25 protein-coding genes are annotated in these 23,629 nt (G+C 73.9%); 19 read left to right on the forward strand and 6 right to left on the reverse strand.

Features of this window, described 5'->3' with window-relative positions:
• Window positions 1-52: 52 nt before the first annotated feature.
• The 3 genes from ACFFR3_RS07640 to ACFFR3_RS07650 all read right to left on the reverse strand — a co-directional run bounded on the left by ACFFR3_RS07640 (window position 53) and on the right by ACFFR3_RS07650 (window position 2,215).
• On the reverse strand, window positions 53-457 hold the full coding sequence (locus ACFFR3_RS07640) for a winged helix-turn-helix transcriptional regulator (RefSeq protein WP_345407009.1): 405 nt from the start codon (window positions 455-457) through the stop codon (window positions 53-55).
• 341 nt (window positions 458-798) lie between these two features.
• On the reverse strand, window positions 799-1,662 hold the full coding sequence (locus ACFFR3_RS07645) for an aldo/keto reductase (RefSeq protein ID WP_345407012.1): 864 nt from the start codon (window positions 1,660-1,662) through the stop codon (window positions 799-801).
• 106 nt (window positions 1,663-1,768) lie between these two features.
• Window positions 1,769-2,215, reverse strand: coding sequence for a winged helix-turn-helix transcriptional regulator (locus ACFFR3_RS07650; protein WP_345407015.1), 447 nt, complete (start codon window positions 2,213-2,215; stop codon window positions 1,769-1,771).
• Window positions 2,216-2,509: 294 nt separating this feature from the next.
• Here ACFFR3_RS07650 and ACFFR3_RS07655 point away from each other — a divergent pair, with 294 nt between their 5' ends.
• From ACFFR3_RS07655 to ACFFR3_RS07675, 5 genes are all read left to right on the forward strand, one after another.
• On the forward strand, window positions 2,510-3,331 hold the full coding sequence (locus tag ACFFR3_RS07655; protein WP_345407018.1) for a nitroreductase/quinone reductase family protein: 822 nt from the start codon (window positions 2,510-2,512) through the stop codon (window positions 3,329-3,331).
• Window positions 3,332-3,515: 184 nt separating this feature from the next.
• Entirely contained in the window at window positions 3,516-4,154 is a 639-nt protein-coding gene (locus ACFFR3_RS07660) for a TetR/AcrR family transcriptional regulator (protein WP_345407021.1), read from the forward strand.
• Window positions 4,135-4,443, forward strand: a complete 309-nt coding sequence (locus ACFFR3_RS07665; RefSeq protein WP_364372791.1) for a DUF6204 family protein — start codon at window positions 4,135-4,137, stop codon at window positions 4,441-4,443. Before ACFFR3_RS07660 ends, ACFFR3_RS07665 begins: the two co-directional genes overlap by 20 nt.
• 28 nt (window positions 4,444-4,471) lie before the next feature.
• Window positions 4,472-5,032 (forward strand): helix-turn-helix domain-containing protein, encoded by a 561-nt coding sequence (locus tag ACFFR3_RS07670; RefSeq protein ID WP_379482824.1) that lies wholly within the window; start codon window positions 4,472-4,474, stop codon window positions 5,030-5,032.
• A gap of 11 nt (window positions 5,033-5,043) precedes the next feature.
• Complete coding sequence (locus tag ACFFR3_RS07675) at window positions 5,044-5,571, forward strand: GNAT family N-acetyltransferase (RefSeq protein WP_379482825.1); 528 nt, start codon at window positions 5,044-5,046, stop codon at window positions 5,569-5,571.
• Here the strand turns inward: ACFFR3_RS07675 and ACFFR3_RS07680 are convergent.
• Window positions 5,555-6,382: a MurR/RpiR family transcriptional regulator gene (locus ACFFR3_RS07680; RefSeq protein ID WP_364372800.1), complete on the reverse strand. Its 828-nt coding sequence runs from the start codon at window positions 6,380-6,382 to the stop codon at window positions 5,555-5,557. The genes ACFFR3_RS07675 and ACFFR3_RS07680 overlap by 17 nt on opposite strands.
• 55 nt (window positions 6,383-6,437) lie before the next feature.
• On the opposite strand from ACFFR3_RS07680, the gene thrC reads away from it, so the two are divergent.
• From thrC to ACFFR3_RS07730, 10 genes are all read left to right on the forward strand, one after another.
• Window positions 6,438-7,490 (forward strand): threonine synthase, encoded by a 1,053-nt coding sequence (gene thrC / locus ACFFR3_RS07685; RefSeq protein WP_345407036.1) that lies wholly within the window; start codon window positions 6,438-6,440, stop codon window positions 7,488-7,490.
• A gap of 165 nt (window positions 7,491-7,655) precedes the next feature.
• Window positions 7,656-8,279 (forward strand): DNA/RNA non-specific endonuclease, encoded by a 624-nt coding sequence (locus tag ACFFR3_RS07690; RefSeq protein WP_379482826.1) that lies wholly within the window; start codon window positions 7,656-7,658, stop codon window positions 8,277-8,279.
• 91 nt (window positions 8,280-8,370) lie between these two features.
• Window positions 8,371-8,976, forward strand: coding sequence for a biotin transporter BioY (locus ACFFR3_RS07695; protein ID WP_379482827.1), 606 nt, complete (start codon window positions 8,371-8,373; stop codon window positions 8,974-8,976).
• Window positions 8,977-8,983: 7 nt separating this feature from the next.
• A complete protein-coding gene (locus ACFFR3_RS07700) occupies window positions 8,984-10,486 on the forward strand; it encodes a class I adenylate-forming enzyme family protein (protein WP_379482828.1) in 1,503 nt (500 codons plus the stop codon).
• A 2-nt stretch (window positions 10,487-10,488) separates the two neighbouring features.
• Window positions 10,489-11,619: a thiolase family protein gene (locus ACFFR3_RS07705; protein WP_379482984.1), complete on the forward strand. Its 1,131-nt coding sequence runs from the start codon at window positions 10,489-10,491 to the stop codon at window positions 11,617-11,619.
• Between the two features lie 3 nt (window positions 11,620-11,622).
• Window positions 11,623-12,297 carry an energy-coupling factor ABC transporter ATP-binding protein gene (locus ACFFR3_RS07710; RefSeq protein WP_379482829.1) on the forward strand — a complete coding sequence of 225 codons (675 nt, stop codon included), beginning with the start codon at window positions 11,623-11,625 and terminating at the stop codon, window positions 12,295-12,297.
• The gene (locus ACFFR3_RS07715; RefSeq protein WP_379482830.1) at window positions 12,294-12,905 is read left to right on the forward strand and encodes an energy-coupling factor transporter transmembrane component T family protein; all 612 of its coding nucleotides are present in this window, start codon (window positions 12,294-12,296) and stop codon (window positions 12,903-12,905) included. The genes ACFFR3_RS07710 and ACFFR3_RS07715 overlap by 4 nt, the downstream gene beginning before the upstream one ends.
• Before the next feature lie 39 nt (window positions 12,906-12,944).
• Window positions 12,945-13,295, forward strand: coding sequence for an ArsR/SmtB family transcription factor (locus ACFFR3_RS07720; protein ID WP_345407059.1), 351 nt, complete (start codon window positions 12,945-12,947; stop codon window positions 13,293-13,295).
• The gene (locus tag ACFFR3_RS07725) at window positions 13,295-13,900 is read left to right on the forward strand and encodes an SRPBCC family protein (RefSeq protein WP_379482831.1); all 606 of its coding nucleotides are present in this window, start codon (window positions 13,295-13,297) and stop codon (window positions 13,898-13,900) included. The genes ACFFR3_RS07720 and ACFFR3_RS07725 overlap by 1 nt, the downstream gene beginning before the upstream one ends.
• Before the next feature lie 59 nt (window positions 13,901-13,959).
• On the forward strand, window positions 13,960-14,595 hold the full coding sequence (locus ACFFR3_RS07730) for an NAD(P)-dependent oxidoreductase (protein WP_345407065.1): 636 nt from the start codon (window positions 13,960-13,962) through the stop codon (window positions 14,593-14,595).
• A gap of 3 nt (window positions 14,596-14,598) precedes the next feature.
• Here the strand turns inward: ACFFR3_RS07730 and ACFFR3_RS07735 are convergent, their stop codons facing one another.
• Window positions 14,599-15,759 (reverse strand): SWIM zinc finger family protein, encoded by a 1,161-nt coding sequence (locus ACFFR3_RS07735; RefSeq protein ID WP_345407068.1) that lies wholly within the window; start codon window positions 15,757-15,759, stop codon window positions 14,599-14,601.
• Window positions 15,760-15,781: 22 nt separating this feature from the next.
• Window positions 15,782-18,556 carry an SCO1167/SCO6262 family helicase gene (locus ACFFR3_RS07740; protein WP_379482832.1) on the reverse strand — a complete coding sequence of 925 codons (2,775 nt, stop codon included), beginning with the start codon at window positions 18,554-18,556 and terminating at the stop codon, window positions 15,782-15,784.
• 102 nt (window positions 18,557-18,658) lie between these two features.
• On the opposite strand from ACFFR3_RS07740, the gene ACFFR3_RS07745 reads away from it, so the two are divergent.
• From ACFFR3_RS07745 to ACFFR3_RS07760, 4 genes are read left to right on the forward strand one after another with little or no spacing between them, the layout of a single operon-like run.
• Complete coding sequence (locus tag ACFFR3_RS07745; RefSeq protein WP_364372836.1) at window positions 18,659-19,276, forward strand: DedA family protein; 618 nt, start codon at window positions 18,659-18,661, stop codon at window positions 19,274-19,276.
• On the forward strand, window positions 19,260-20,363 hold the full coding sequence (locus ACFFR3_RS07750; protein WP_379482833.1) for a sensor histidine kinase: 1,104 nt from the start codon (window positions 19,260-19,262) through the stop codon (window positions 20,361-20,363). The genes ACFFR3_RS07745 and ACFFR3_RS07750 overlap by 17 nt, the downstream gene beginning before the upstream one ends.
• Entirely contained in the window at window positions 20,354-20,998 is a 645-nt protein-coding gene (locus ACFFR3_RS07755; protein ID WP_345409881.1) for a response regulator, read from the forward strand. The genes ACFFR3_RS07750 and ACFFR3_RS07755 overlap by 10 nt, the downstream gene beginning before the upstream one ends.
• Window positions 20,999-21,037: 39 nt before the next feature.
• Window positions 21,038-23,620, forward strand: coding sequence for a DUF7824 domain-containing protein (locus ACFFR3_RS07760; RefSeq protein ID WP_379482834.1), 2,583 nt, complete (start codon window positions 21,038-21,040; stop codon window positions 23,618-23,620).
• Window positions 23,621-23,629: the final 9 nt, after the last annotated feature.

Genomic DNA, 23,629 nt, shown 5'->3' on the forward strand with positions numbered 1-23,629 from the left:
GGCCGGTGATCGGTTACTTCAACAGAACCGTGGTCACCCGGGCGTAACAGGCTCAGTCGCCGGTCGCCTCGTCGAAGGCGTCCCTGTTGGCGCGGATGGTGTCCTGGTTGTCGAGCGTCCAGCGGGCCAGTGCCAGCACCGGCTCCGACAGGCTGCGCCCGAACGGCGTGACCTCGTACTCGACCCTGGGCGGGATCTCCGGATAGGCCACTCGCTTGACCAGCCCGTCACGCTCCAGGCCGCGCAGCGTCACCGACAGCATGCGGCGCGAGATGCCGGGCGCGACCCGCAGCAGCTCGGTGAAGCGCATCGGCCTCTCCTCCAGCAGCCCGATCAGGAGCAGGCTCCACCGATCGGCCACCCGGTCCAGGACGGACCGCAGCACGTCGGGATCGTGGTCGAGACACGCCTTGCCCCGCGAACGCAGCACCCTGTCGGCTTCGCGCTGATGCGACATCGGCCCCCCGTTTCCGCGTCACCCGTAAGTGACCTGGTCACGTTGCTGTTACCGGCCGTCGAAGAGTACATCAGGGGTCGAGGGCGACTTACCGAGGAGCCCGCGATGACCGTCCCGCCCCCAGGCCGGCGCCGCCGCGCCGGCCGATGGTGCCGCGAGGCCACCGCCCGAGCTCGAGAGAGGTGACGGATCATGCAGGATCTTCCGGTGCCGAGCCGCGGCGACCCGGCGCACATCGGCGGCCACCGCGTGATGGGGCGGCTGGGGGAGGGCCGCCAGGGCCGCGCCGGTGGCCGCCTGTGCGGCGGTGCTCGCCGGACGTGCGGGCCGGATCGGCTCGGTCAGCTGACGGCGGCCGACAGCTCGGCGACGTCGTCGTCGGTCAGCTCGAGGCCGGCGGCGGCGACGTTCTCCTCCAGGTGGGCGATCGAGGAGGTGCCGGGGATCGGCAGCATCACCGGGGAGCGGCGCAGCAGCCACGCGAGCGCGAGCTGCGACGGCGTGGCCGAGAGCCGCGAGGCGATCGCGTCGAGCGGCCCGCCCGGCTTGACCAGCCCGCCGGTGGCCAGCGGGAACCACGGGATGAACCCGATCTGGTTGCGCTCGCAGTGGTCGAGCACGCTCTCGGCGGAGCGGTCGGCCAGGTTGTAGAGGTTCTGGACGGTGGCGATCGGGGCGACGGCGCGGGCCTGCTCGATCTGCTCGACGCTGACCTCCGACAGGCCGATGTGGGCGATCTTGCCTTCGTCCTGGAGCGCCTTGAGCTCGCCGACCTGGTCCTCGAGCGGCACCTCGGGGTCGACGCGGTGGAGCTGGAGCAGCGGGATGCGCTCGAGCCCGAGTATGCGCAGGCTCATCTCGCACTGCTGGCGCAGGTAGGCGGGCCGGCCGACGGGGGTCCACTGGTCGGGGCCCTGGCGGGTGAGCCCGGCCTTGGTGGCGATGACGATGCTCTCGTCGTACGGCGCGAGGGCCCGCCGCAGCAGCGGCTCGGCGACCAGCGGGCCGTAGGAGTCGGCGGTGTCGAAGAGCGTGACGCCGAGCTCGGCCGCGCGGCGCAGCACGCGGACGGCTTCGTCCTCGTCGGCCGGAGGCCCCCACACCCCTTTCCCGGTGAGCTGCATGGTGCCGTAACCGAGCCGGTTGACGGGAAGAACGTTCTCGATCGTGAACTGGCCGGACGCGTCGGCCCGCACAGAGGTCATGGCGCTTTCCTTTCTCCGCTGGCCCGCCGAGGCCGCAGGCGTGCTGGGTGGGCCTGCCCCGTGGGGCCGCGCCGTATCTCAACCTCGGGCAAAGCCATGCCGCCGATCATGGCCGGAGGTCGATCACCACGTCCTCGCCGGTCACCTCGCGGCCTTCGCCGTCGACGAACGCGACGTGCACCGGCTCGCCGGTGGAGCGTCGCCTGCGCAGGGCCGACGGCCCGGACGGGCGCGGGCGGTGCTCGTCGCCCCACTGCTGCAGCGCGCCCAGCACCACCCGCAGGTCGGCGCCGGCCGGGGTGAGGTGGTAGCTGCGGCGCTGCCTGCTGCCCGGCTCCTGATAGGTGTACGTCCGCAGCACCCCGGCCGCGACCAGCGTCTTCAGCCGGGCGCTGAGCAGGTTGGGCGCGATGCCCAGGGAGTCTCTGATGTCGGCGAAGCGGTGCCTGCCGCGGAAGATCTCGCGCAGGATCAGCAGGGTCCACCGCTCGCCGAGGATCTGCAGGCTGCGCTCGATGGAGCAGGCCGGCTCGTCCTGATCGGTCTTACTCACTTTCATTACTGTACTCAGGATCCCGATGATCGGGATCGGTTGACAGACTCCGGCCGATATGGGCGTAATGGCGGTCGCGTCGCGTGTCGCCGGCCGGGAGGACGGTCGAGGCATGGAGGCGCCGAATCAAGGGGGATGACGCCGTGGACACTCACACCATCGGTCGTGCCTGAGCACACCGCACCCGTGCGTCTTCCCATGCCTGTTGCGGTGTCGTAAGCACCCGCGCGCCGGCATGTCCGCGCGGGTCGAAGCATGTCCAAAACACCGATCATCAGGGAGCCTTCTTTCAGCATGCCGGAAAACTTCAACCAGCAGGTCATCGACGAGTTCCGAGCCAACCGCGGCCAGGTCGGCGGCCCCTTCGAGGGCGGCAGGCTACTGCTGCTGACCACCGTCGGCGCCAAGTCCGGCGCCCCGCACACCACCCCGCTCGGCTACCTTCCCGACGAGGACCGTGTGCTCGTCATCGCCTCGGCCGGCGGCTCGCCCAAGCACCCGGCCTGGTACCACAACCTGCGCGCCGACCCCCGGGTCACCGTGGAGGACGGCATCTTCACGTACGCGGCCGACGCCGTGGTCCTGGAGGGCGAGGAGCGCGACCGCGTGTTCGCCCGCGCCGTCGAGATGGACCCTGGCTGGGCCGCCTACGAGGAGCGCTCGGGCCGCACGCTGCCGGTGGTGGCGCTGGTGCAGGCCGAGTTCGGGCCGCCGGCCGGGCGGCGCATGGGCGACGCGCTCAAGGACATCCACGACGCCTTCCGCCGCGAGCTGGCCCTGATCCGCAGGGAGGCCGCCGCCTCGGGGCCGCGCCTGGCAGCGCAGCTGCGGATCAACTGCCTGACCATGTGCGCGGGGCTGCACATGCACCACTCGCACGAGGACAACGGCCTGTTCCCCGGCCTGGAGCGGCAGTATCCGGAGCTGGCTCCCGCGATGCGGCGGCTGCGGGCCGAGCACGAGGTGGTGGCGCGGCTGCTGGAGGAGCTCAAGTCACTGCTGTCGGCCGACGACGTCGCGCCCGCCGACTTGATCGCGGGTGTGGACCGGCTCACCAAGGAGCTGGAGGCCCATCTCGACTACGAGGAGCAGCAGCTCGTCGCGCTGCTGAACTGACGCGGACGTCCGGCGTGCCGCTTGTGACATGAGAGACACGCCGGACGTATGCTGACGTTGCGTCCGGGCCCGGCGCCACAGCTTTCGGCGTAGCCGATCTCTCTCACCACTGATCACGTGCCCCCTTCGGCGTGCGCGGATGAAAATTGCAGTGGATTGCAACTTTACAGTACGCTCCAGCGGCATGGCTGAAGGACTGCGCGAGCGGAAGAAGCGCCGCACGCGGCAGCACATCTCCGAGGTGGCCGTCGGCCTGTTCGTCGAGCACGGTTTCGACAACGTGACGATCGCCGAGGTCGCGGCCGCCGCCGAGGTGTCGGTGAACACCGTCTACAACTACTTCCAGGCCAAAGAGGACCTGGTGCTGCCGCCGGAGGAGGCCTCGCCCCGCCGGCTGGCCGACATCGTGGCCGGGCGCGCGCCCGGGGAGTCGGCGGCCGGGGCGGTGCTGGCGCGGCTGCGGCAGGAGGTGCGCGAGCGCGAGCGCCGGGTGGGCCTGACGCCGGGGTTCGGGCGGGTGCTGGAGATGATGCGGGCCGCGCCCACGCTGACCGCGCGGCTGGAGGACCTGGGCCAGCGCATGACCGGCGAGCTGGCCGGTCTGCTGGCCGAGGAGTGCGGCGAGGGGCCGGATGATCCGCTGCCCCGCGTGGTCGCCTGGCACATCGGCAGCCTGCACGCGCTGGCGCTGAGCGAGATCGGCCGCCGCACGGCCGCGGGCGAGCGGCCGGACGCCATCGCCGAGGCCGTGCTGGAGCTGCTGGACGCGGCCGAGAGCGTGCTCGGCGAGAAGGTGCTGGCTTATGCCGTACGAAGGGAGTGACGTGATGTTCCGGGTGACGATCAGCGGGAAGTTCCAGGGGCTCGACGACGCCGGGCGGGAGGCGGTGCGGGCGGCGGCCGGGACGGCGTTCACCGAGGCGGGCACCTTCACCCATGATCAGAGCGTGTCGGTGTTCACCTTCCGCTGCCAGGTGCCGGCCGAGCCGGAGGACGGCGATGACGAGGCGGCGCTGGGGGCGATGACGGCGCTGGAGGCGTACGGGCAGCCGTACGAGGTGCTGCGCATCGGCGTGACGGACATGCGCGACATCAAGATCCGCCGGCGCTGATTCTCAGATCTGGGATATCATCCCGGATATGAGAGAGGATGTGGAGAGCCGGCTCGCCGACCGCCTCGCCCAGCTGCGCATCGAGCGTGACTGGTCGCTCGAGGAGCTGGCGAGCAGGTCGGGCATCAGCCGCTCGACGCTGTCGCGGCTGGAGCGCGGCGAGATCAGCCCGACGGCGGCACTGCTCGGCAAGCTGTGCGAGGTGCACGGGCGGACGATGTCGCGGCTGCTGGCCGAGGTCGAAACTGAGCCGCCGCAGGTCGTGGCGGCCGGGGCGCAGCAGGTGTGGCGGGACGAATCGTCCGGGTTCGTGCGCCGTTCCGTCTCGCCGCCTCACCCCGGGCTGCGCGGCGAGGTCGTGGAGGGGCGGCTGCGGCCGGGCGCCGACATCGCCTACGACGCGCCGCCCGTCCCTGGCCTTGAGCAGCACATCTGGGTGCTGGAGGGGTCGGTGGAGATCACCTTCGACGGCCGTACGCATGCCGTGGAGGCCGGCGACTGCCTGCGCTTCCGCCTGTGGGGGCCGTCCAGGTTCCGCTGCCCCGGCCCCGGCCCGGTCCGGTACGCGATCTTCGTCGTCCTGCCCTAGGAGGAGCCCGCATGCGCACGATCACCCGCCTGTCCCCGGCCGCGTTCGAGACCTGCGTCAAGGAGCTGGCCGCGCTGCTGGCCGACGCCGTGGACGGCGGCTTCTCGCTGGGGTTCGTCACGCCGTTCGACATCGAGGACGCCGCCGCCTGGTGGCGCGCGCAGGCCCCCGCCGTCGCCGCCGGGGAGCTCATCGTGTGGGCCTGCCGCGAGGACGGCGCCGTCGTGGGCACTGTCGGCCTCGTCCCCTCGCCGAAGGCGAACTCCCGCCACCGCGGCGAGATCATCAAGCTCATCGTGCACCGCGAGGCGCGCAACCGCGGCCACGCGCGCGCCCTGCTCGCCACCGCCGAGCGGGAGGCGTCGGCGGCCGGCCTCGACCTGCTGATGCTCGACACCGAGACCGGCAGCGCGGCCGAGCACGTCTATCTGACCTGCGGCTGGACCCGCTTCGGCAGCGTCCCTGACTACGCCGGCTCGCCCGACGGCACGCTGCGCGAGTGCAGCTTCTTCTACAAGCGGCTCACAGCGACTGCGTGAGCGCGTCGAGGTCGGCCAGCCGATCGGCCGGGGCCAGGCGGGCGGCGGTGGCGACGAGCAGCAGCTCGGTGACCGCGATCTCGTGGGTGAGCGGCGCGATCGGCCCCGCGGCCTCGCGCGGCAGCGCGATGAGCAGCTCCGCCTCGGCGGCCAGCGGCGAGCCCCAGGTGTCGGTGACGAGGATCAGCCGCGCGCCGCGACCGCGCGCGGCCCGCACGAAACGGGCGGTGGCGGGGGAGTAGCGGCGGAAGTCGTAGGCCACGACCAGGTCGGCCGCGCCCAGGTCGAGCACGGTACGTGCGCGCGCGTGGGCCGGCTCGGGCACCCGGTGCGCGCCGGGGCGCAGGCCCGCGAGCTGGCGGATGAGGTAGTCGGCGGCCAGCTCGCTCAGCGGCCCGCCGAGCGCCCAGACGGTCCTGGCCTCGGCCAGCACTCCCGCGGCGCGATGGCAGAGCTGGGCGGGGACGGCGGCCAGGGTGCCGTCGAGGCCGGCGCGCAGCTCCTCGGCCGCCTCGCCCAGCTCGCCCGGGGGCTCGTCTTCGGGGCGGGTGACGTATTCGAGCAGGCGTGAGCGGTCTCTGGCGCCGTCGCGTACAGCCGTCTGGAAGTCGGCGAAGCCGGCGTAGCCGAGCCGGTCGAACAGCCGTGACGCGGTCGGCGGGCTCACCCCGGCCCGCTCGGCCAGCGCGCGCAGCGAGCCGAGCGCCGCGAACGGGTGGTCGTCGAGCAGCACCCGCACCACCGCCCGCTCACCTGGCGGCAGCTCGGCGTAGACGGCGCTGAGCCTGGCCACGATCGCGTCGCTCTCCATGCTGACGAATGTTACATCATTCCGAGAAAGCGAAACGAATGTTACGGTTTCGGGCATGACTACCTGGAACGGCCTCATCGACAGTCCCTACCGGCGCTGGCTGCCGGTCACCGCCGGCACCCCGGCCATCTCGCTCAACGAGGGCAACACGCCGCTGCTGCGCTCGGCCCACCTGTCCGAGCTGACGGGCTGCGAGGTCTGGCTGAAGGTCGAGGGCGCGAACCCGACGGGATCGTTCAAGGACCGGGGCATGACCGTGGCGATCAGCCGGGCGGCCGAGGCCGGCGCCGCGACCGTGATCTGCGCCTCCACCGGCAACACCAGCGCCTCGGCCGCCGCGTACGCCGCCCGCGCCGGGCTGCGCGCCGCCGTGCTCGTGCCCAAGGGGCGGGTGGCGCTGGGCAAGCTGGCCCAGGCCGTACGGTACGGCGCCGAGATCGTCGAGGTCGGCGGCACGTTCGACGACTGCCTGCGCGTCGCCCGCGAGCTGGCCGCCCACCACCCCGTCGCGCTGGTCAACTCGGTGGGCAACGAGCTGCGCCTGGCCGGGCAGCGCACGGTCGCGTACGAGATCGTCGACGCCCTGGGCGCGGCGCCCGACGTGCACTGCCTGCCGGTCGGCAACGGCGGCAACATCACCGCGACCTGGACCGGCTACCGCGCCTACTCCCCGGGCGAGCTGCCGCGCATGTGGGGCTTCCAGGCGGCCGGGGCGGCTCCGCTGGTGCACGGCGCGCCCGTGTCCGAGCCGCGTACGGAGGCCAGTGCGATCAACGTCGGGCACCCGGCGACGTGGGAGGGCGCGATCGCGGCCAGGGACGAGTCGGGCGGGCTGATCGGCGCGGTGAGCGACGAGCAGATCTTCGCCGCGTACCGGCTGATCGCCCGCCGCGACGGCGTCTTCGCCGAGCCCGCGTCGGCGGCCGGGCTGGCGGGGCTGCTCGACCTGCACGCCAGGGGCGGGCTGGAGCCCGGCCTGCGGGTGGTGATCACGCTGAGCGGCAACGGCCTGAAGGACCTCGACGCCTCGCTGCGCGGCGGTTACACCGCCACCGAGACCTCGGCGGCGACCGGGGAGGTGGCCCGGGCCTTGCGGCTCGCAGCCTGACCTACCTGCGAGAACCACGTGAAGTAGCGGAACGGTAACGTTATGTGAAAGTTCGCACGGGCAGGAAAGTCGCGACAAAGCCGACAGGTGGCCGATCGGGCGGTTCAACGCCGTCGGCCTCCCCTCTCCTGAGCGGTGACCCCCTGCTCCGAGAGGACTCCCGCCGTGCCCGCGACCCGACTTCGCCGTGCCCTGGGCGGCGCGAGCGCCACCGCGCTCCTGCTCACCGCCGCCGCCTCCGCCCCCGTGCTCAAGCCCGACGCCGCCCCCTGTGCGCGACTGCTCGAAGCGTCGGCCACCTACCGCGCCTACGAGCACACCTTCACCACCGACGCCGCAGGGCGCCCCGCAGAAGCCGTGGCCAAGACGCTCGTCGACCGGGACGCCCCGCGCGGCTCGTGCGAGGGCAAGGTCGGCGACTGGGGCGGGAGCGGCGACTGGCAGGGCGGTCACCTCATCGCCGCCTCCTTCCGCGGCGCGAGCATGCGCTACAACCTGGTGCCCATGCGCGGCAGGCAGATCAACCAGGGCCTGATGAAACGGGTGGAGAACGGCGCGCGCGCCTGCCTGGAGGACGGCGGCGAGGTGCGCGACTACCGCGTACGCCTGCACTATCCCGACCGCACGACCCTGACCCCCGACACGATCCGCGTCAGCCTCAAGGTGGCATCCCGGCCGGTCACCTTCACCTTGCCGAACCGTACACTGAGCGCCGACGACCTGAAATCCCAGCAAAACGGGATAACTGCCGCGTTCGATGCCGCGCCGTGCGGCAGGGACGGCGCGTGAGCGCGGTATCGATCGCCAGCAGATGATCGGAGGGAATGTTGTGGGATACCTCCATGCCTGAGCACGCCCGTTCTGGTGTGGGATCGACGCCATGAAGGATGAAGGGAAACAGCGCAGGAGGCTCGCGACGGGCACGCTGGCGCGGGTGGCCGTCTTCGCCGCGCTCATCGCGGTCATGGGCCTGCCCGGCACACTGAACGTCTTCGGCAACGCCGTCCCGATCACGCTGCAGACCATGGGCGTGATGCTGGCCGGCGCCGTTCTCGGCGCGTGGCGGGGCGCGCTCGCCGTCCTGGTCCTGTACGTGCTGGTCGCCGCCGGGCTGCCGCTGCTGGCCGGCGGGCGGGGCGGGCTGGGCGTGTTCACCGGGCCGTCGGCCGGGTTCCTCATCGGCTGGCTGCCCGGCGCGGCCGTCACCGGCTGGCTGGTCGAGCGGGCCGGACGCAGCCCGAGCGTGCTCCAGTTGTTCGTGGCGTCCGTGGCGGGCGGCATGGGCGTCATCTATCTGTTCGGCATCCCGGTGCAGGCCCTGGTGACCGGGGTCTCCCTCAGCACGGCGGCCGGGTTCACCGGCCTGTTCCTGCCCGGCGACCTGATCAAGGCGGCGCTGACGGCGGTGGTGGTCAGGGGCGTCCAGCGGGCCTACCCCGACGCGGTGCCCGCCGTGCACCACGAACGCCTCAGCGGGGGGCGTTGACCGCTCGATGCCCGTAGCAGAACACGTGCTGACGCACGCCGCCGAGCAGCCCTCCAGGCTCGCGGTGCGCGGACCCGGCGGCGAGCTGACCTACGCGCGGCTCGCCGACCGCATCGAAGCCGCCGCCCGGCACCTCGCGGGGAACGGGGTCGGCCCCGGCGTGACGGCGGCCATCGGCCTGGCCGACCCGGTGGACCTGCTCGTCGCCGTCCTGGCCGCCGACCTCGCCGGCGCGACACCCCTGGTGGGCGAGCACACCTGGGACCACACCCGCTGGACCACCGTCACCGTCCCCCTGCCGACCGTCCCCATCACCACACCGCTGCCCACGTCACCGATCGGCACGGCGCTGCCGGCGTCCCCGGTCATTGCTCCGGTGCCGACGGTCCCCATCGACGCGCCCTCGCCGGCGACGGGCCCCATCGACGCTCCCTTGACGACGACGACGGCGCCGCGCGCTGCGCCTCCGCCCGACCCGGCTGGGCCCCCCGCGCGGCGGCGCGCCCGGCCTGACGATCTCGCCTGGGCCTGTTTCAGCTCCGGGAGCACCGGGCGGCCGCGGGCGATCGTCCGCACCCGGGCCTCCTGGACCGGCTCCTACCACCATCTGAACGCGCTGACCGGCATCGGCCCCGACGACGTCGTGCTCGTGCCCGGCCCGCTGGTCTCCTCCCTGTACGCGTTCGCCGCCCTGCACACCCTGGCCACCGGCGCCACGGCGCTGCTGCCGGGACGCTGGCCGGGCCGCGACCTGGCCGATCATCTGGCGGAGGCGAGCGTGGTGCACCTGGTGCCGCACCGGCTGCCCGACGTGCTGGAACGGCCGGGTTCGCTGCGGGTGGCCGTGGTCGGCGGCGCCGCCCTCGCCCCGGGCACGCGCCAGGCCGCAGAACGTGCCGGCGTGCGCGTGGTGGCCTACTACGGCGCCACCGAGCTGTCGTTCGTGGCCGCCGACACCGACGGGGGCGGGCTGCGTCCCTTTCCCGAAGTGGAGATCGAGGTGCGCGGCGAGGGGCCGCTGGGCGAGGTGTGGGTGCGCTCGCCGTGGCTGGCCGAGGGCTACCTGGGCGCGGCGGCCGGGCCGCTGCGGCGCGACGAGGACGGCTGGGTGAGCGTGGGCGACGTGGCCGAGCCGTACCGGGCTGGCGGCGTGCTGCGCGTACGCGGGCGCGGCGACGGCGCGATCCAGACCGGCGGCGCCACCGTCGTGCCCGAGGACGTCGAAGAGGTGCTGCGCAAAGTGCCCGGTGTGGAAGACGTCGTGGTGGTGGGCTCGCCGCACCCCTCCCTCGGCGCGGTGGTGACGGCGGTCATCGAGACCCCGTTCTCCGAGCCGCTCCCGCGCGCCCTGCTGGAGGAGACCGCGCGCGGCGGGCTGGACTGGGCGCAGCGGCCCCGCCGCTGGTACGCGGTGCCCGAACTGCCCCGCACGCCCACGGGCAAGCCGGCGCGGGCGCTGGTGGCGGCCCGGCTGGCGAGCGGCGACCCGGCCATCAGGCGGCTGACGTGACCATGGACCTGACCCCCGTGGTGGTGTCGGCCCGGCGCACGCCGATCGGCACGGCCGGGCACGCGTACAAGTCGCTGACCGCCGAACACCTGGCCGCCCCCGTGATCGCCGCCGTGGCAGGCGACCTGAAGGGGCGGCCGGTCGATGACGTGATGCTGGGCAACTGCATGGGACCCGGCGGGAACATCGCCAGGGTCTCCGCGCTGGCGGCCGGCCTCGGGCACGAGGTGCCAGGGGTGACGGTGGACCGGCAGTGCGGCAGCGGCCTGGCCGCGATCCTGCTGGCCGGTCAGGCCGTCCGCGCGGGCGAGGCGGACCTGGTGATCGCCGGAGGCGTGGAGAGCGCCTCGACCGCGCCGCTGCGCACGTTCAGAGGGGCCGGAACGCCGTACGAGCGGGCGCCGTTCACCCCGGAAGGCAGCCCCGACCCGGACATGGGGCCGGCGGCCGAGGTGCTGGCCGCGGCCAAGGGCGTCGATCGGGAAAGGCAGGACGCCTACGCCTGCCGCAGCCACGCCCGCGCCCTGGCCGCCCGCGCGGCGGGACGGTTCGCTGAGGAGATCGTGCCCGTCGCGGGCCGCACCGACGATCAGCGTCCGCGCCCGCTGCGGGCGGCGTCGCTGGCCCGGCTGCCAGCCGCGTTCGTGCCGGGCGGCACGGTGACGGCCGGCAACTCCTCCCCGAACAGCGACGGCGCCGCCGCCGTGGCCCTGGTGCCGGAGGGGCTGCGCGACGGCCTGCCCGGTCTGCGGCTGCTGGCCGGGGCCGTGGCCGGGTGCGATCCCAAGTTGCCCGGGTGGGGGCCGGTGCCGGCGATCCGCCGGGTGCTGGCGCGTACCGGGGTGGCGATGGAGTCGATCGCGGTGGTGGAGATCGTGGAGGCGTTCGCGGCGCAGGTGCTGGCCGTCACCGACGCGCTCGGGCTCGACCCGCTGGGCGCCGACGACGAGCGGGTGTGTCCCGGCGGCGGTGCGCTGGCGCTCGGGCATCCGTGGGGCGCGACCGGCGCGGTGGTGGTGACCAGGTTGTTCGGCGGGCTCGTCCGCGCCGCGGCTCCCAAGGGCACGCTCGGCCTGGCGGCGGCCGCGGTCGGCGGCGGGATGGGCGTGGCCGCCCTGTTCGAGGTGGTGTGAGAGTTGATCGAATTCACTGACGTGCACGTCCGGCTGGGCACGCGCGACGTGCTGCGCGGCATCACCGCGGCGCTGCCCGAGCTCCGGGTGGGCGTGGTGGGCGCCAACGGCTCCGGCAAGAGCACGCTCGCCCGGCTGGTCAACGGCCTGGCGCTGCCGTCGTCCGGCCAGGTCACCGTGCTCGGCATGGACACCCGCCGCGACGGCGCCAAGATCAGGCGCGGTGTGGGGTTCCTGTTCACCGATCCCGACGCGCAGATCGTCATGCCGACGGTGGCCGAGGACGTCGCGTTCTCGCTGCGCCGCAAGGGCCTGACGCGCGAGGAGGTGGACCGGCGGGTGGGCGAGGTGCTCGGCCGTTACGGCCTGGCCGGCCACGCCGACCATCCCGCGCACCACCTGTCCGGCGGGCAGAAGCAGCTGCTGGCGCTGTGCTCGGTGATGGTGCTGGAGCCGGAGATCCTCGTCATGGACGAGCCCACCACGCTGCTCGACCTGCGCCACTCGCGCCAGGTGGCGGAGCTGCTGGAGGAGATGCCGCAGCAGGTGTTCCTGGTCACCCATGACCTGCCGCTGCTGTCGGGGTTCGACCGGGTGCTGGTGATCGACGGGGGCCGGGTGGCCGCCGACGGCACGCCCGCCGAGGCCATCGCCCACTACAGGAAGCTGATGGCGTGAACAGCCTCACCGGCGCCTACGTACCCGGAGATTCGCCGCTGCACCGGCTGCCGGCCGGCGCGAAGCTGGCCGCGCTGGCGCTGGCCTGCACGGCGCTGGTGCTGCTGCGCTCGCCGCTCGCGCTGGCCATGGCGGGGGTCGTGGTGGCGGCCCTGTACGCGCTGGCCAGGGTCGGCGCGGCGGCGGCGTGGGCGCAGGTCAAGCCGGTGCGCTGGTTCGCCGTGATGCTGTTCGGCGTGCAGCTCGTCTTCGCCGGGCCGGCCGCGGCCGCCGCCACGACGTTGCGGGTGGTGCTGGCGGTGGCACTGGCCGGGCTGGTGACGCTGACCACCCGGTCGGCGGCCATGATGGCGGCGCTGGAGCGGCTGCTGTCGCCGGTCAGGTTCGTGGGGCTGGACCCGTTCCGGCTGTCGTTGCTGCTGTCGCTGACCATTCGCAGCGTGCCGGTGGTGGCGTCGCTGGCCACGCGGGTCAGGGAGGCGCAGCGGGCCAGGGGCGTCGAGCGCAGCCTGCGGGCGTTCGCGGTGCCGCTGGTGGTCAGCTCGCTGCGGCACGCCGACGCGCTGGGCGAGGCGCTGAGCGCCCGCGGGCTCGACGACGATGATTAAGATTTGACTTATATAAGCAGGTCCTGAAACACTCTGGTGGTGCACGCCTTCGACGTCCTCGGCGATCCGGTACGCCGCCGGATCCTGGAGCTGCTGGCCACCGGCGAGCTGAGCTCAGGCGAGGTCACCGCCGTCATCCGGCGGGAGTTCGGCATCTCGCAGCCGGCCGTCTCGCAGCACCTGCGGGTGCTGCGAGACAGCGGGTTCGCGAGCGTACGGGCGGAGGGCACCCGCCGCCTCTACGCCGTCGAGCCCGGCCCGCTGCGCGAGATCGACGCCTGGCTGGAGCGCTTCCGCGCCTTCTGGGACCAGCGCCTGGACGCGCTGGCGACGGAGCTGGCCCGGGGCAAGCGCGAACGCCGCATCACAAAAGAGAAAGAGGATTCCTGATGGACATGGTCGACGAGATCAACAAGACGCACCGCGAGCTGATCGACGGTGAGCGCAAGGTGCAGGTGCTGCGCCGCCACTACGACGCCGAGATCGAGGACGTCTGGCAGGCCGTCACCGACGCCGACCGCATCGCCCGCTGGTTCCTGCCGGTCACCGGCGACCTGCGGCTGGGCGGCCACTACCAGCTGGAGGGCAACGCCCACGGCGAGATCCTGCGCTGCGAGCCGCCCAGCATGTTCGCGATCAGCTGGCTGTTCGGCCCCGCCCCCGGCTTCTCCGAGGTCGAGGTGAGCCTGACCGCCAAGGACGGCGGCACGGTGCTGGAGCTGCGGCACACGGCGGAGGTGCCGGAGGAGATGTGGGCGCAGTTCGGCCCCGGCGCCACGGGGGTGGGCTGGGACCTGGGGCTGCTGGGTCTGGCCCTGCACCTGACCGGCGGCGTCAAGCCCGAGGCGGACACCTTCCACGAGACCGACGAGGGCCGGCGCTGCATCGTGACCAGCAGCAAGGCGTGGGGCGAGGCGCACCGGGCGGCGGGCGGCTCGCCCGACCTGGTGGCCTCGACGGTGGCCGCCACCACCGCCTTCTACGCCCCCGAGTGACCCGAGGGCCCCTCCGAGTAGGGTAGTGAGTACTCACTCACCCCTTGGAGGGAGCCCTCATGAAGATCACCGTTCTCGGTGCGACCGGCGGCAGCGGGCTCGAGCTCGTACGCCAGGGCCTCGACCTGGGCCACGAGGTCACCGCCGTGGTCCGCGGCCCCGACCGGCTGCCCGCCGAGCTGCGCGAGCGGGCAGACGTCGTCCAGGCCGACGTGATGGACCCCGACGCCATCGCCTCCGCCGTCGCGGGCCGCGACGCGGTGCTCAGCGCGATGGGCCCCCGCGGCACGGGGCCCACCACCGTCTGCTCCGGCAGCACCCGCGCCATCCTGGCCGCCATGGAACGCACCGGGACGCGGCGCCTGCTCATGGTCAGCGCCGCCGGGCTGGAGAGCGACGCCGGTGACGGCCTCTTCTCGCGGTACGCGCTCAAGCCGATCGTCCGCCGCTTCCTCCGCCACGTCTACGCGGACCTGGCGGTGGCCGAACGGCTGGTGCGCGAGTCCCGTACGGACTGGACGATCGTGCGGCCCGCCCGCCTCACCGACGCCGGCCGCACGCACCGCTACCGCACGGCCCGCGACCTCAGCGTCCGCGGCGGCCACACCACCACCCGCGCCGACCTCGCCGACTGCATGCTCAAGCTGATCGAGGACGGCACGTCGGCGGGTCACGTGGTGTCGGTGGCGACGTGAGGCTCAGCCGATGAGGGCCGAGGGGTCGCGGTCCGGAGGGCCGGCGGGCCACCACCGGTCGTCGCGGCGGGTGAAGGGGTACCAGCGGCCGTCCCGGCCGTAGCGGAGCTGGAGCTCTCCGAGCGTCCAGCGGTTGCGCCAGGCTTCCATGGGCGGGGGTTCCGCGCCGTCCCAGGCGGCTTCGAGCCGGGCGCGCGCTCTGGCCAGGTCGTGGCGGGGCGGCGTCCAGGGGTGCTCCAGCGCGGCGAGCCCGTCGGCGCCGCCGTGCCGCCAGGCGGCCACGGCCGCCCCCAGCTCCTGTTCGCCTCGGTCGTCTGGCTGGTCGAGGATGTGGTCGGCGAGCAGCCGTACGTGGTCCTCGTGCTCGGTCAGGTGCGGCAGGCGCTCGTGCAGCAGCAGGTCGCGGGCGCGGGCGGCGGCGGAGGCGGCCAGCACCGCGAGGGCGGCCACGTCCACGCCGGGCGCCGGGTCGAGGGCGGGTGGGGTGTAGGTGACGTCGTACGGCGGCCTGTCAGGCAGCGGGGACACCCCGGCCGCGAACGCGACCGCCGCCGGCGTGCCGGACGGCCGGGCGGCATCCTCCGGTCGCCCCGCACGCGGGGCGGCCCCCGCCGCGTTTCGTGCCTGCAGGGCTTCGACCAGGTCGCTTTGGCCTCGGCCGCGCAGGAGCAACAGGACGAACGGGTCGGCGTCCAGCAGCCAGGACGCCTGGTAGCACAGGGCGGCGGCGTGCTGGCAGGGGTGACCCCAGTCGGGGCAGGAGCACTCGGGCTCCAGGTCGCCGACGGCGGGCAGCAGCGGCACGCCCGCGTACTCGGCCGCGTCGACCAGGTCGTGCGGCATGTCGCCGTCGAGCAGCGCGGCGATGTGGCCGGCCTTGGCGGCGACCTGGTCGAGGAAGCGTTCCCATGCGTCGTCGGTGAGCTGCTCGACGCTCACGACCACGTCGTACTCGTGCTCGGCGACCGCGGCCAGGCGCCCTGGGCTGACGGTGATCGGGCCGAGCTGCCCGGTCTTGGCGTACGCGCGGCCCTTGCGCAGCAGGGTGTGGTCGAGGGAGGTGTCCTCCATGGCCTGGATCCAGGCGCGTCCCCACCAGGAGGTGGCGAAGCGGGCGCCGGCGCGCTGGCGGGGGAAGGCGGGGAAGCCGCGGGCGGGGGTCATCGGGGCTCCAGGATCGGGGTGGTCATCGGAGTTCGACCAGGGCGGCGAGTTCGGCGTCGGTCAGTTCGGTGAAGGCGGCTTCGCCGGAGGCGAGCACGGCGTCGGCGAGCGACCGTTTGGCGGTGAGCATCTTCGCGATGCGGTCCTCGATCGTGCCCTCGGCGATGAGGCGGTGCACCTGGACGGGCCTGGTCTGGCCGATGCGGTAGGCGCGGTCGGTGGCCTGGTCCTCGACGGCCGGGTTCCACCAGCGGTCGTAGTGGATGACGTGGTCGGCGCGGGTGAGGTTGAGGCCGGTGCCGGCGGCCTTGAGCGACAGCAGGAAGACGGGGGCCTCGCCGTCCTGGAAGCGCCTGACCATCTCCTCGCGGCGGGCGACGGGGGTGCCGCCGTGCAGGAGCTGGGTGGCGACGCCCCGGCCGGTCAGGTGGCGCTCCAGGAGGCGGGCCATGGCGACGTACTGGGTGAAGACGAGCACGGAGCCGTCCTCGGCGGTGATGGTGTCGACCAGCTCGTCCAGCAGCTCCAGCTTCCCGGAGCGGCCGGGCAGGCGCGGGTCGCTCTCGTGCAGGTACTGGGCGGGATGGTTGCAGATCTGCTTGAGCCCGGTGAGCAGCTTGACGATGAGGCCGCGCCTGGCCATGCCGCGCGCGTCGGCGATCTGGGTCATGATCTCGCGGACGACGGCCTCGTACAGGCCGGCCTGTTCGGTGGTGAGCGCGACGGGGCGGTCGGTCTCGGTCTTGGGCGGCAGCTCGGGCGCGATGCCGGGGTCGCTCTTACGGCGGCGCAGCAGGAACGGCCCGACCAGCCGCGACAGGCGTTCGGCCGTGCCGGTGTCGCCGGACTCGACCGGCCTGGCCCAGCGGGCGCGGAACCGGGTCAGCGGGCCGAGCAGCCCGGGGGTGGTCCAGTCGAGGATGGCCCACAGCTCCGACAGGTTGTTCTCGACGGGAGTGCCGGTCAGGGCGACGCGGGCGGCGGCGGGGATCTCGCGCAGCGCCTTGGCGGTGCCGGACGCCGGGTTCTTGACGTGCTGGGCCTCGTCGGCGACCAGCAGGCCCCACGGGTGCGCGGCCAGGCGTTCGGCGTCGAGGCGCATGGTGGCGTACGTGGTGAGCACGAAACCCTCGTCGGCGAGCGTGCGGTTGCCGCCGTGGTAGCGGCGCACCGGGACGCCCGGCGCGAACCTGGTGATCTCGCGCTCCCAGTTGCCCAGCAGGGAGGCGGGGCAGACCACGAGCGTCGGCCCTGAGGCGCGATGCAGGTGCAGCGCGATGAGCGTGACGGTCTTGCCCAGGCCCATGTCGTCGGCCAGGCAGGCGCCGAGGCCGAGCGAGGTCATCCTGGCCAGCCAGCGCAGCCCCGCGTACTGGTAGTCGCGCAGGGTCGCGGCCAGGCCGGGCGGCGGCGGCACGTCGGCGGGCTCGGCCAGGCGGCGGCGCAGCTCGTCGAGCCAGGCGGTGGGCTCGACGGGCACCTGCTCGTCCTCGACCTCGACCGTCCCGGTGAGCGCGGCGCCGAGCGCCTCGATGCCGGTCAGCGGTTTGAGCTCGCGCGTACGGGCCTTGCGCGCCAGGTCGGGGTCGATGAGCACCCACTGGTCGCGCAGGCGTACGACGGGGCGGTGCGCCTCGGCGAGCTGGTCCATCTCGGCGGCGGTCAGGCGTTCTCCGCCGAGTGCGAGCTGCCAGTCGAAGCTGGTCAGGTGGTGGCCGCCGAGGAAGGAGGGCAGGTCGGACGGCGCGGGGTCGCGGTCGCCGACGACGGCGCGGGCGGTGAGGCCGCGCACGAACGAGCGCGGCCAGTGCACGTCCACGCCCGCCGCGGCCAGCCGGTCGGCGGCTCCGGCCAGCAGCGCCGCCACGTCGCCGTCGGACAAGGTCAGCTCGTCGGGCACGGCGCTGTCGAGCAGCTCCTCCAGGCGGGGCCAGGCGCGGGCGGCTCTTCGTACGGCGAGGGTGGCCTCGATCCTGGCGCCGGGGCCGAAGCCGGCCTCGCCGCCGCGCCACAGGTCGGCGGCGTCCACGACCAGCGAGGGGTCGGCCAGGCTGTGCACCTGGGCGACGGCGCGGAGCTCGGCGGCCACGGGGTCGTCGGCCTCGATGCGCAGCGACAGCCGCAGGCCCGCGTCGAGCCCTGCGGAGACCTCCTCGGCCCAGCCGCGCAGGTGGGGCACCTTGACGGGCTTCGCGGCGGCGTAGGCGGTGAGGCCGGTGGCGCGTACGGCGCCGGGCGAGCGGGGCATCGCGTCGGCGACGGCGTCGAGAAAGGCCCGCACGAGCGGCTCGGCGTCGGGCAGCAGGGGGACGGGCGGCAGGGCGTCGGGCGGCAGGGCGTCGGGCGGCAGGACGTCGTCAGCGGACAGGGCGTCGTCAGCGGGCAGGGGGACGGCGCGGGCGGTGGCGGGCATGGCGGCGGCCAGTTCGCGGACGCGGCGGGCGTCGTCGGCGTCGAGGGGCCCGGCCCTCCAGGAGTCGTGCTCGCCCGCCGACACGCCGGGCAGGATGCGGCCCCGGGTGACGAGCTGCAGCGCGATGAGGGCGGCGGCGCCCCAGAAGCGGGCGGCCGGGTGGGCGTGGGGGTCCTTGCGCGCTCTGGCGAGGGCGGCGACGGCCTCGCCGACGGGCATGAGGGTGGCGGGGACGGCGCGCGTGGCCACGCCCTCGTCGCGTTCCTCTGCTACGGTCAGCACACTGTCACCCGCGGGGTCGAGGAAGGCGATGTGCCCGGTCCTGGGCGGGTCGCCGGGCTGGAAGACCGCAGGGTGCCGGGCCAGATCCGTCTGAGAGCTCACGGCCGTACAGTGTACGGTACGCTGAGGGTGTGGTTTACCGCAGTGCCGAACGGGCACCGACCACATTCCGCACTCGGCCCGATCTTCCATAGCCTGGACCGCATGACTGACTGGCTGGTAGGACTCATGGACCGCCTCGGAGCACCCGGGGCCGGCCTCGCCATCGCGCTGGAGAACCTTTTTCCTCCTCTTCCGAGCGAGGTGATCCTGCCACTGTCCGGTTTCACGGCGAGCAGGGGCAAGATGCAACTGCTCGACGTGCTCGTCTGGACGACGCTGGGCTCGGTGATCGGCGCACTGGCCCTCTACGGGGTGGGCGCGCTGCTGGGCAGGGAACGCACGCTGGCCATCGCCGGCAAGCTGCCCCTGATCAAGATCTCCGACATCGAGAAGACCGAGGCGTTCTTCCAGCGTCACGGCGGCAAGACCGTCTTCTTCGGCCGCATGATCCCCATCTTCCGCAGCCTCATCTCCATCCCGGCCGGCGTCGAGCGCATGCCGCTGATCAAGTTCACGCTGCTCACCACGGCCGGCAGCGCCATCTGGAACACGCTCTTCGTCATGGCCGGCTATCTCCTGGGCGAGCAGTGGGAGCTGGTCGAGACCTACGTCGGCGTCGGCACCAACGTGGTGATCGCCGTCGTGGTCCTGGCGATCCTGGTGTTCATCGGGGTCCGCCTGGCCGAGCGGCGCAAGGGCAAGCATGCGAGTCGTCGCTGAGGGTCTGCGGGTGGCCGCCGCGGTCACGGCAGGGGCTGTGACCGCGCTCGCCGAGCTGGTGTTCCTGGTGCTGACGCTGCCGTTCCTCGGCCACCCGAACGTCCTTGCCTCAGCCCGCCGCCTGGCCCGCCTGGAGGCGCGCCGCCTGCGGCTGGACACCTCCCACCTGGACGCCCTGGAGGAGGCGCGGGGCGGCAGGGCCGCGCGCTACCTGGCGGCGCGGGTGCCCGTCGGAGTGCTCGGCGGGCTGGTGATCGCGCTGCTGGTCGCCGGGGTGAAGGTCGCGGTGCCGTTGCTGGCCGCCTGGACCGCGGGCCGGCCGTTCGACGGGATGGACCCGACGCCGCCGCTGGTGGCGTACATCCTGACCGGGGGTTTCGTCCTGCTCTTCCTGGACCTGTCCGGTGTGGCGGGCGTGCACGCGCTCGAACGCCGGCTGGCCGTCCGCCTGCTCGGCCCCGACCCGACCGAGAAGCTGCAGCGCCGCATCACCGAGCTGGCCGAGAGCCGCGCCGGCATCGTCGCGGCGGTCGACTCCGAACGCCGCCGCATCGAGCGTGACCTGCACGACGGGCTGCAGCAGCGCCTGGTGGCGCTGTCGATGCTCATCGGGCGCTCCCGCCGCGGCCGTCCCGAGCTGCTGGAGCAGGCGCACGCCGAAGCCCAGCACGCGCTGGCCGAGCTGCGCGAGGTGGCCTGGCGCGTCTACCCGAGCGGGCTCGACTCGCTCGGCCTCGGCGAGGCGCTCGCCGGGGTCGCGGAACGCTCGAGCGTGCCGGTCACGGTAGATTGCCGGCTGCCGGAGCGTCCCCCGATGGCGGTGGAGACGGCGGCGTACTTCGTGGTGTGCGAGGCGGTGACCAACGCCGCCAAGCACGCCGGGGCGGCGGCCATCACGGTCGCGGTGCACAAGGAGGGAGCGGCGGTGGTCGTACGCGTGCGCGACGACGGCTCGGGCGGCGCGCGCCCGACGGGCGGCGGCCTGTCGGGGCTGGCCAGGCGGGTGGCGGCGCTGGACGGCCACTTCGAGGTCGACAGCCCCGCCGGCGGCCCCACCACGGTCATGGCGGTGCTGCCGTGCGGGTGATCCTGGCCGAGGACTCCACGCTGCTGCGCGAGGGCCTCGTACGCCTGCTGCTGGAGGAGGGTCACGAGGTCCCCGCCGCCGTCAGCGACGGCGAGGCGCTCATCGAGGCCGTCGAGCAGCACGAGCCCGACATCGTGGTGGTCGACGTGCGCATGCCGCCCACCCACACCGACGAGGGCCTGCGCGCGGCACTGGAGATCCGCAAGCGCCGGCCGTCGGTCAAGGTGCTCGTGCTGTCGCAGTACGTCGAGAAGCGCTACGCCACCGAGCTGATGAGCTCCGACGTCGAAGGCGTCGGCTACCTGCTCAAAGACCGCGTCGGCCAGGTCGGCGACTTCCTCGACGCGCTCGAACGCGTGGGCGCGGGCGGCGCCGCCTTCGACCCCGAGGTGGTGCGCCAGCTGCTCGCCCGCACCACCCAGCAGGACCCGCTGTCCAGGCTCACCGCCCGCGAACGCGAGGTGCTGGAGCTCATGGCCCAGGGGCTCACCAACGCCTCCATCGGCCAGGCCCTGCACGTCTCCCAGAGCGCGGTGGAAAAGCACGTCAACTCGCTGTTCGACAAGCTGGACCTGTCCCACATCACCGGCTACAGCCGGCGGGTCCTGGCGGTCCTGCACTTCCTGGAGTCCTGACCCGGACAATTGTCGGCGTGGCCCGCTACCGTCCCCGCCATGGATCATGAGGACGAGATCAGGAAGCTGATCTGGCAGCGCCACGCCGACCGGCTCGCCGAGCGCGTCAAGGCCCTCGACGAGCCCGCGCGCAAGCGGGTCGCGGCCGAGCTGCCACAGCTGCTGAAGGAGCTGACGGCCACCTTCAGCCGGTGGGAGAGCGACGGGCTGACCGACTTCGGCCCGGCGCTGCGCGTGGCGGGCGCGGCCACGCTGGGCGGCGCGGCGGCCGTCGCGTCCTGGCTCTACCGCCGCGCCTTCGCGCCCCAGTGGGCCGGCCCCGACAACGACGTCGATCTCGTCCTGGCCGTCATCGCCGACCGTCCCGCCGCCTGGCGGGCCGACCTGGCCGAGCGGCTGACGCTGCGGCTGCGCACCGCCGACGACCGCGGCATGCGGCTGGCGCTGGCCCTGCTGCGCGAGACCGGCATCGAGCCGCCGCCGCACGACGTGCTGGTGGCCGGCTGGGTGTCCGAGCCGCCCACGGGTCTGGCCGACGACCCGCTGCTCGACCACCTGCTGCCGCGGCTGTTCGAGGCGCAGGGCGTGGGGCGGGAGCTGCAGTGGCAGACCGACCCCGACCAGGGCTGGCTCGGCGCGCTGCTCGACCTCGCCGACAGCGGCCGGGTGCGGCGGGCCGATCTCCTCGACGGCTGCCTGCGCCGGTTCCTGCTCGGCGGCGCCCCCGCCGAGCTGCGCTTCTTCGTTCACCTGCACGAGGCGCTCGATCCGGGGCCCGACGAAGTGGAAAGCCGTGCCCGCGACTACTTGCGGCTGCTGCCCGCGGCGCCCGGCCAGGTCGCCGAATCGGCCGCCAAGCGCTTGCGCGACTGCTCGGCGCCGACGCCCGACGACCTGGCCGAGGCGTGGGAGTCGCTGCTGTTCCGCCAGGAGCGCAAGCTGGTGCGGGCCGGGCTGTCGTGGCTGCAGGCGGCGGTGCGCCGCCAGCCCGAGCTGGCCGGCGTGGTGGCCGCGCCGCTGGCCAGGGCGTTCGCCGCCGAGTCGGCCGAGCTGCAGGAGAAGGCGGCCGAGCTGGCGCTGACCCACGCGGCGGCGATGGACGAGGAGGGGCGCGCGACCGTGCGCGAGGCCATCGAGCTGCTGCCGCCCCGGCTGGGCGGCCGCCTCGCGGCGGCCTTCGGCGGTGCGGCGGTGGCCGAGCCGGTCTTCGTGCCGCCGCCGCTGCCCGCCGTGCCCGAGCGGGCCCGGCCCTTCGACGAGCCGCCCGCCGCTCCCGACGAGCTGGTGACGCTGTGGGTGTCCATGTCCCGGACGTGGCAGACGTGGGAACGCCTGCTGGCCGGGTTCGTCACGCTGGCCGGCCGCGACCGCGCGAGCCTGGCCGCCCGGCTGGAGGGTCTCAGGCAGCCGTGGTGGCGCTGGCAGTACCAGTCCTCGTCCTGGGACTCGGTGGACGACTGGTTCAGCGGCGCGGTCAAGCACGTCGTCGGCGTCGTCCCCGAGCAGCAAGCGTGGCGCAGGCTGATGCCGCCGGGGCGGCTGGCCGTCCCGCACCGGGTGCTGCTGCATCGCGCGGCCGAGATCCTGCGCGCCCTGGATGAGGGCACGCTGCCGCCGCTGCTGCTGGCCACCCCCACCCACGACACCGGGCACGTGGCGGCGGCCGAGCTGGTGCGCCGGCTCGAGGTGCTGGAGGCGGCGGGCGCCAAGCCGTTGGCCGCCGACTTCCAGCAGGCGCTGCTGCGGCTGCCTCCCGATGAGCCGGTCGAGGCGGGTCACCTGACGTCGCCGGCCGGGCGCATCCTGGCCGCCTGGCGGCACCCGGAGACCGAGCTGGGCCTGCAGTGGCGGTGCGGCGACCACGGGCCCGAGCACGACTGGCACGCCCGCGACCACCACCACTACACCACGCCGCACCTGCTCGTCCGCCGGGCGGCGCGCACCGGGCAGCCGCTGGCCGACTTCCTGCTCAACCGCTTCGAGACCCCCATCTCCTCCGACGCCGAGGTGCGTCATCTCGACTGGTGGCCCGCCATGCTGCCCTTCCATCGGGAGACGGCCGCGGCGCACCTCGGCCCCTACGTCGTGCACTCCTACGGCCGGCCGCACGTGCAGGCGGAGCACGCGCGGGCGCTGGCGCGGGCCGGCGGACCGGCCGGGGCGGCGTTCGCGGCGGTGCTGGCGCGGGTGCTGGGCGACCCGCAGGAGACGGAGGCGGTCGATGTGCTGCTGGAGGTGGCCGCGCGCGGCGAGTTACCCGCGGCCGAGGTCGGCAGGCAGGCCGGGCTGCTGCTGGCGAGCGGCGAGGTCAAGATGAGCGACATGATCGCCGCGCTCGACACCGCCGCGCAGGGGGGCGCGCACGCGCAGGTGTGGGAGATCATGGCGGCGGCGCTGCCCGTGGTGCTGCCCGAGCCGGGGGCGCGGCCGCGCAACGGGTCGGCCGCCTTCGTCGCGCTGGCCGGCACCGTCGCGCGGTGGTGCGGGGCGCGTGGCGAGATCCCGCGGGTGCGCGACCTGGCGGCGCGCAGGGGGAGCAGCGCGCTGCTGAGCGAGCTGCGGGCCCTGCACGCGCTGCTCACCACCGACACTTCGGCGGACGTCGCTCGGGAAGGGGCATGATGGCGCACC

Origin of the sequence: Nonomuraea salmonea (assembly GCF_042428605.1) — a bacterium.
Taxonomy (GTDB): Bacteria; Actinomycetota; Actinomycetes; order Streptosporangiales; family Streptosporangiaceae; genus Nonomuraea; species Nonomuraea salmonea.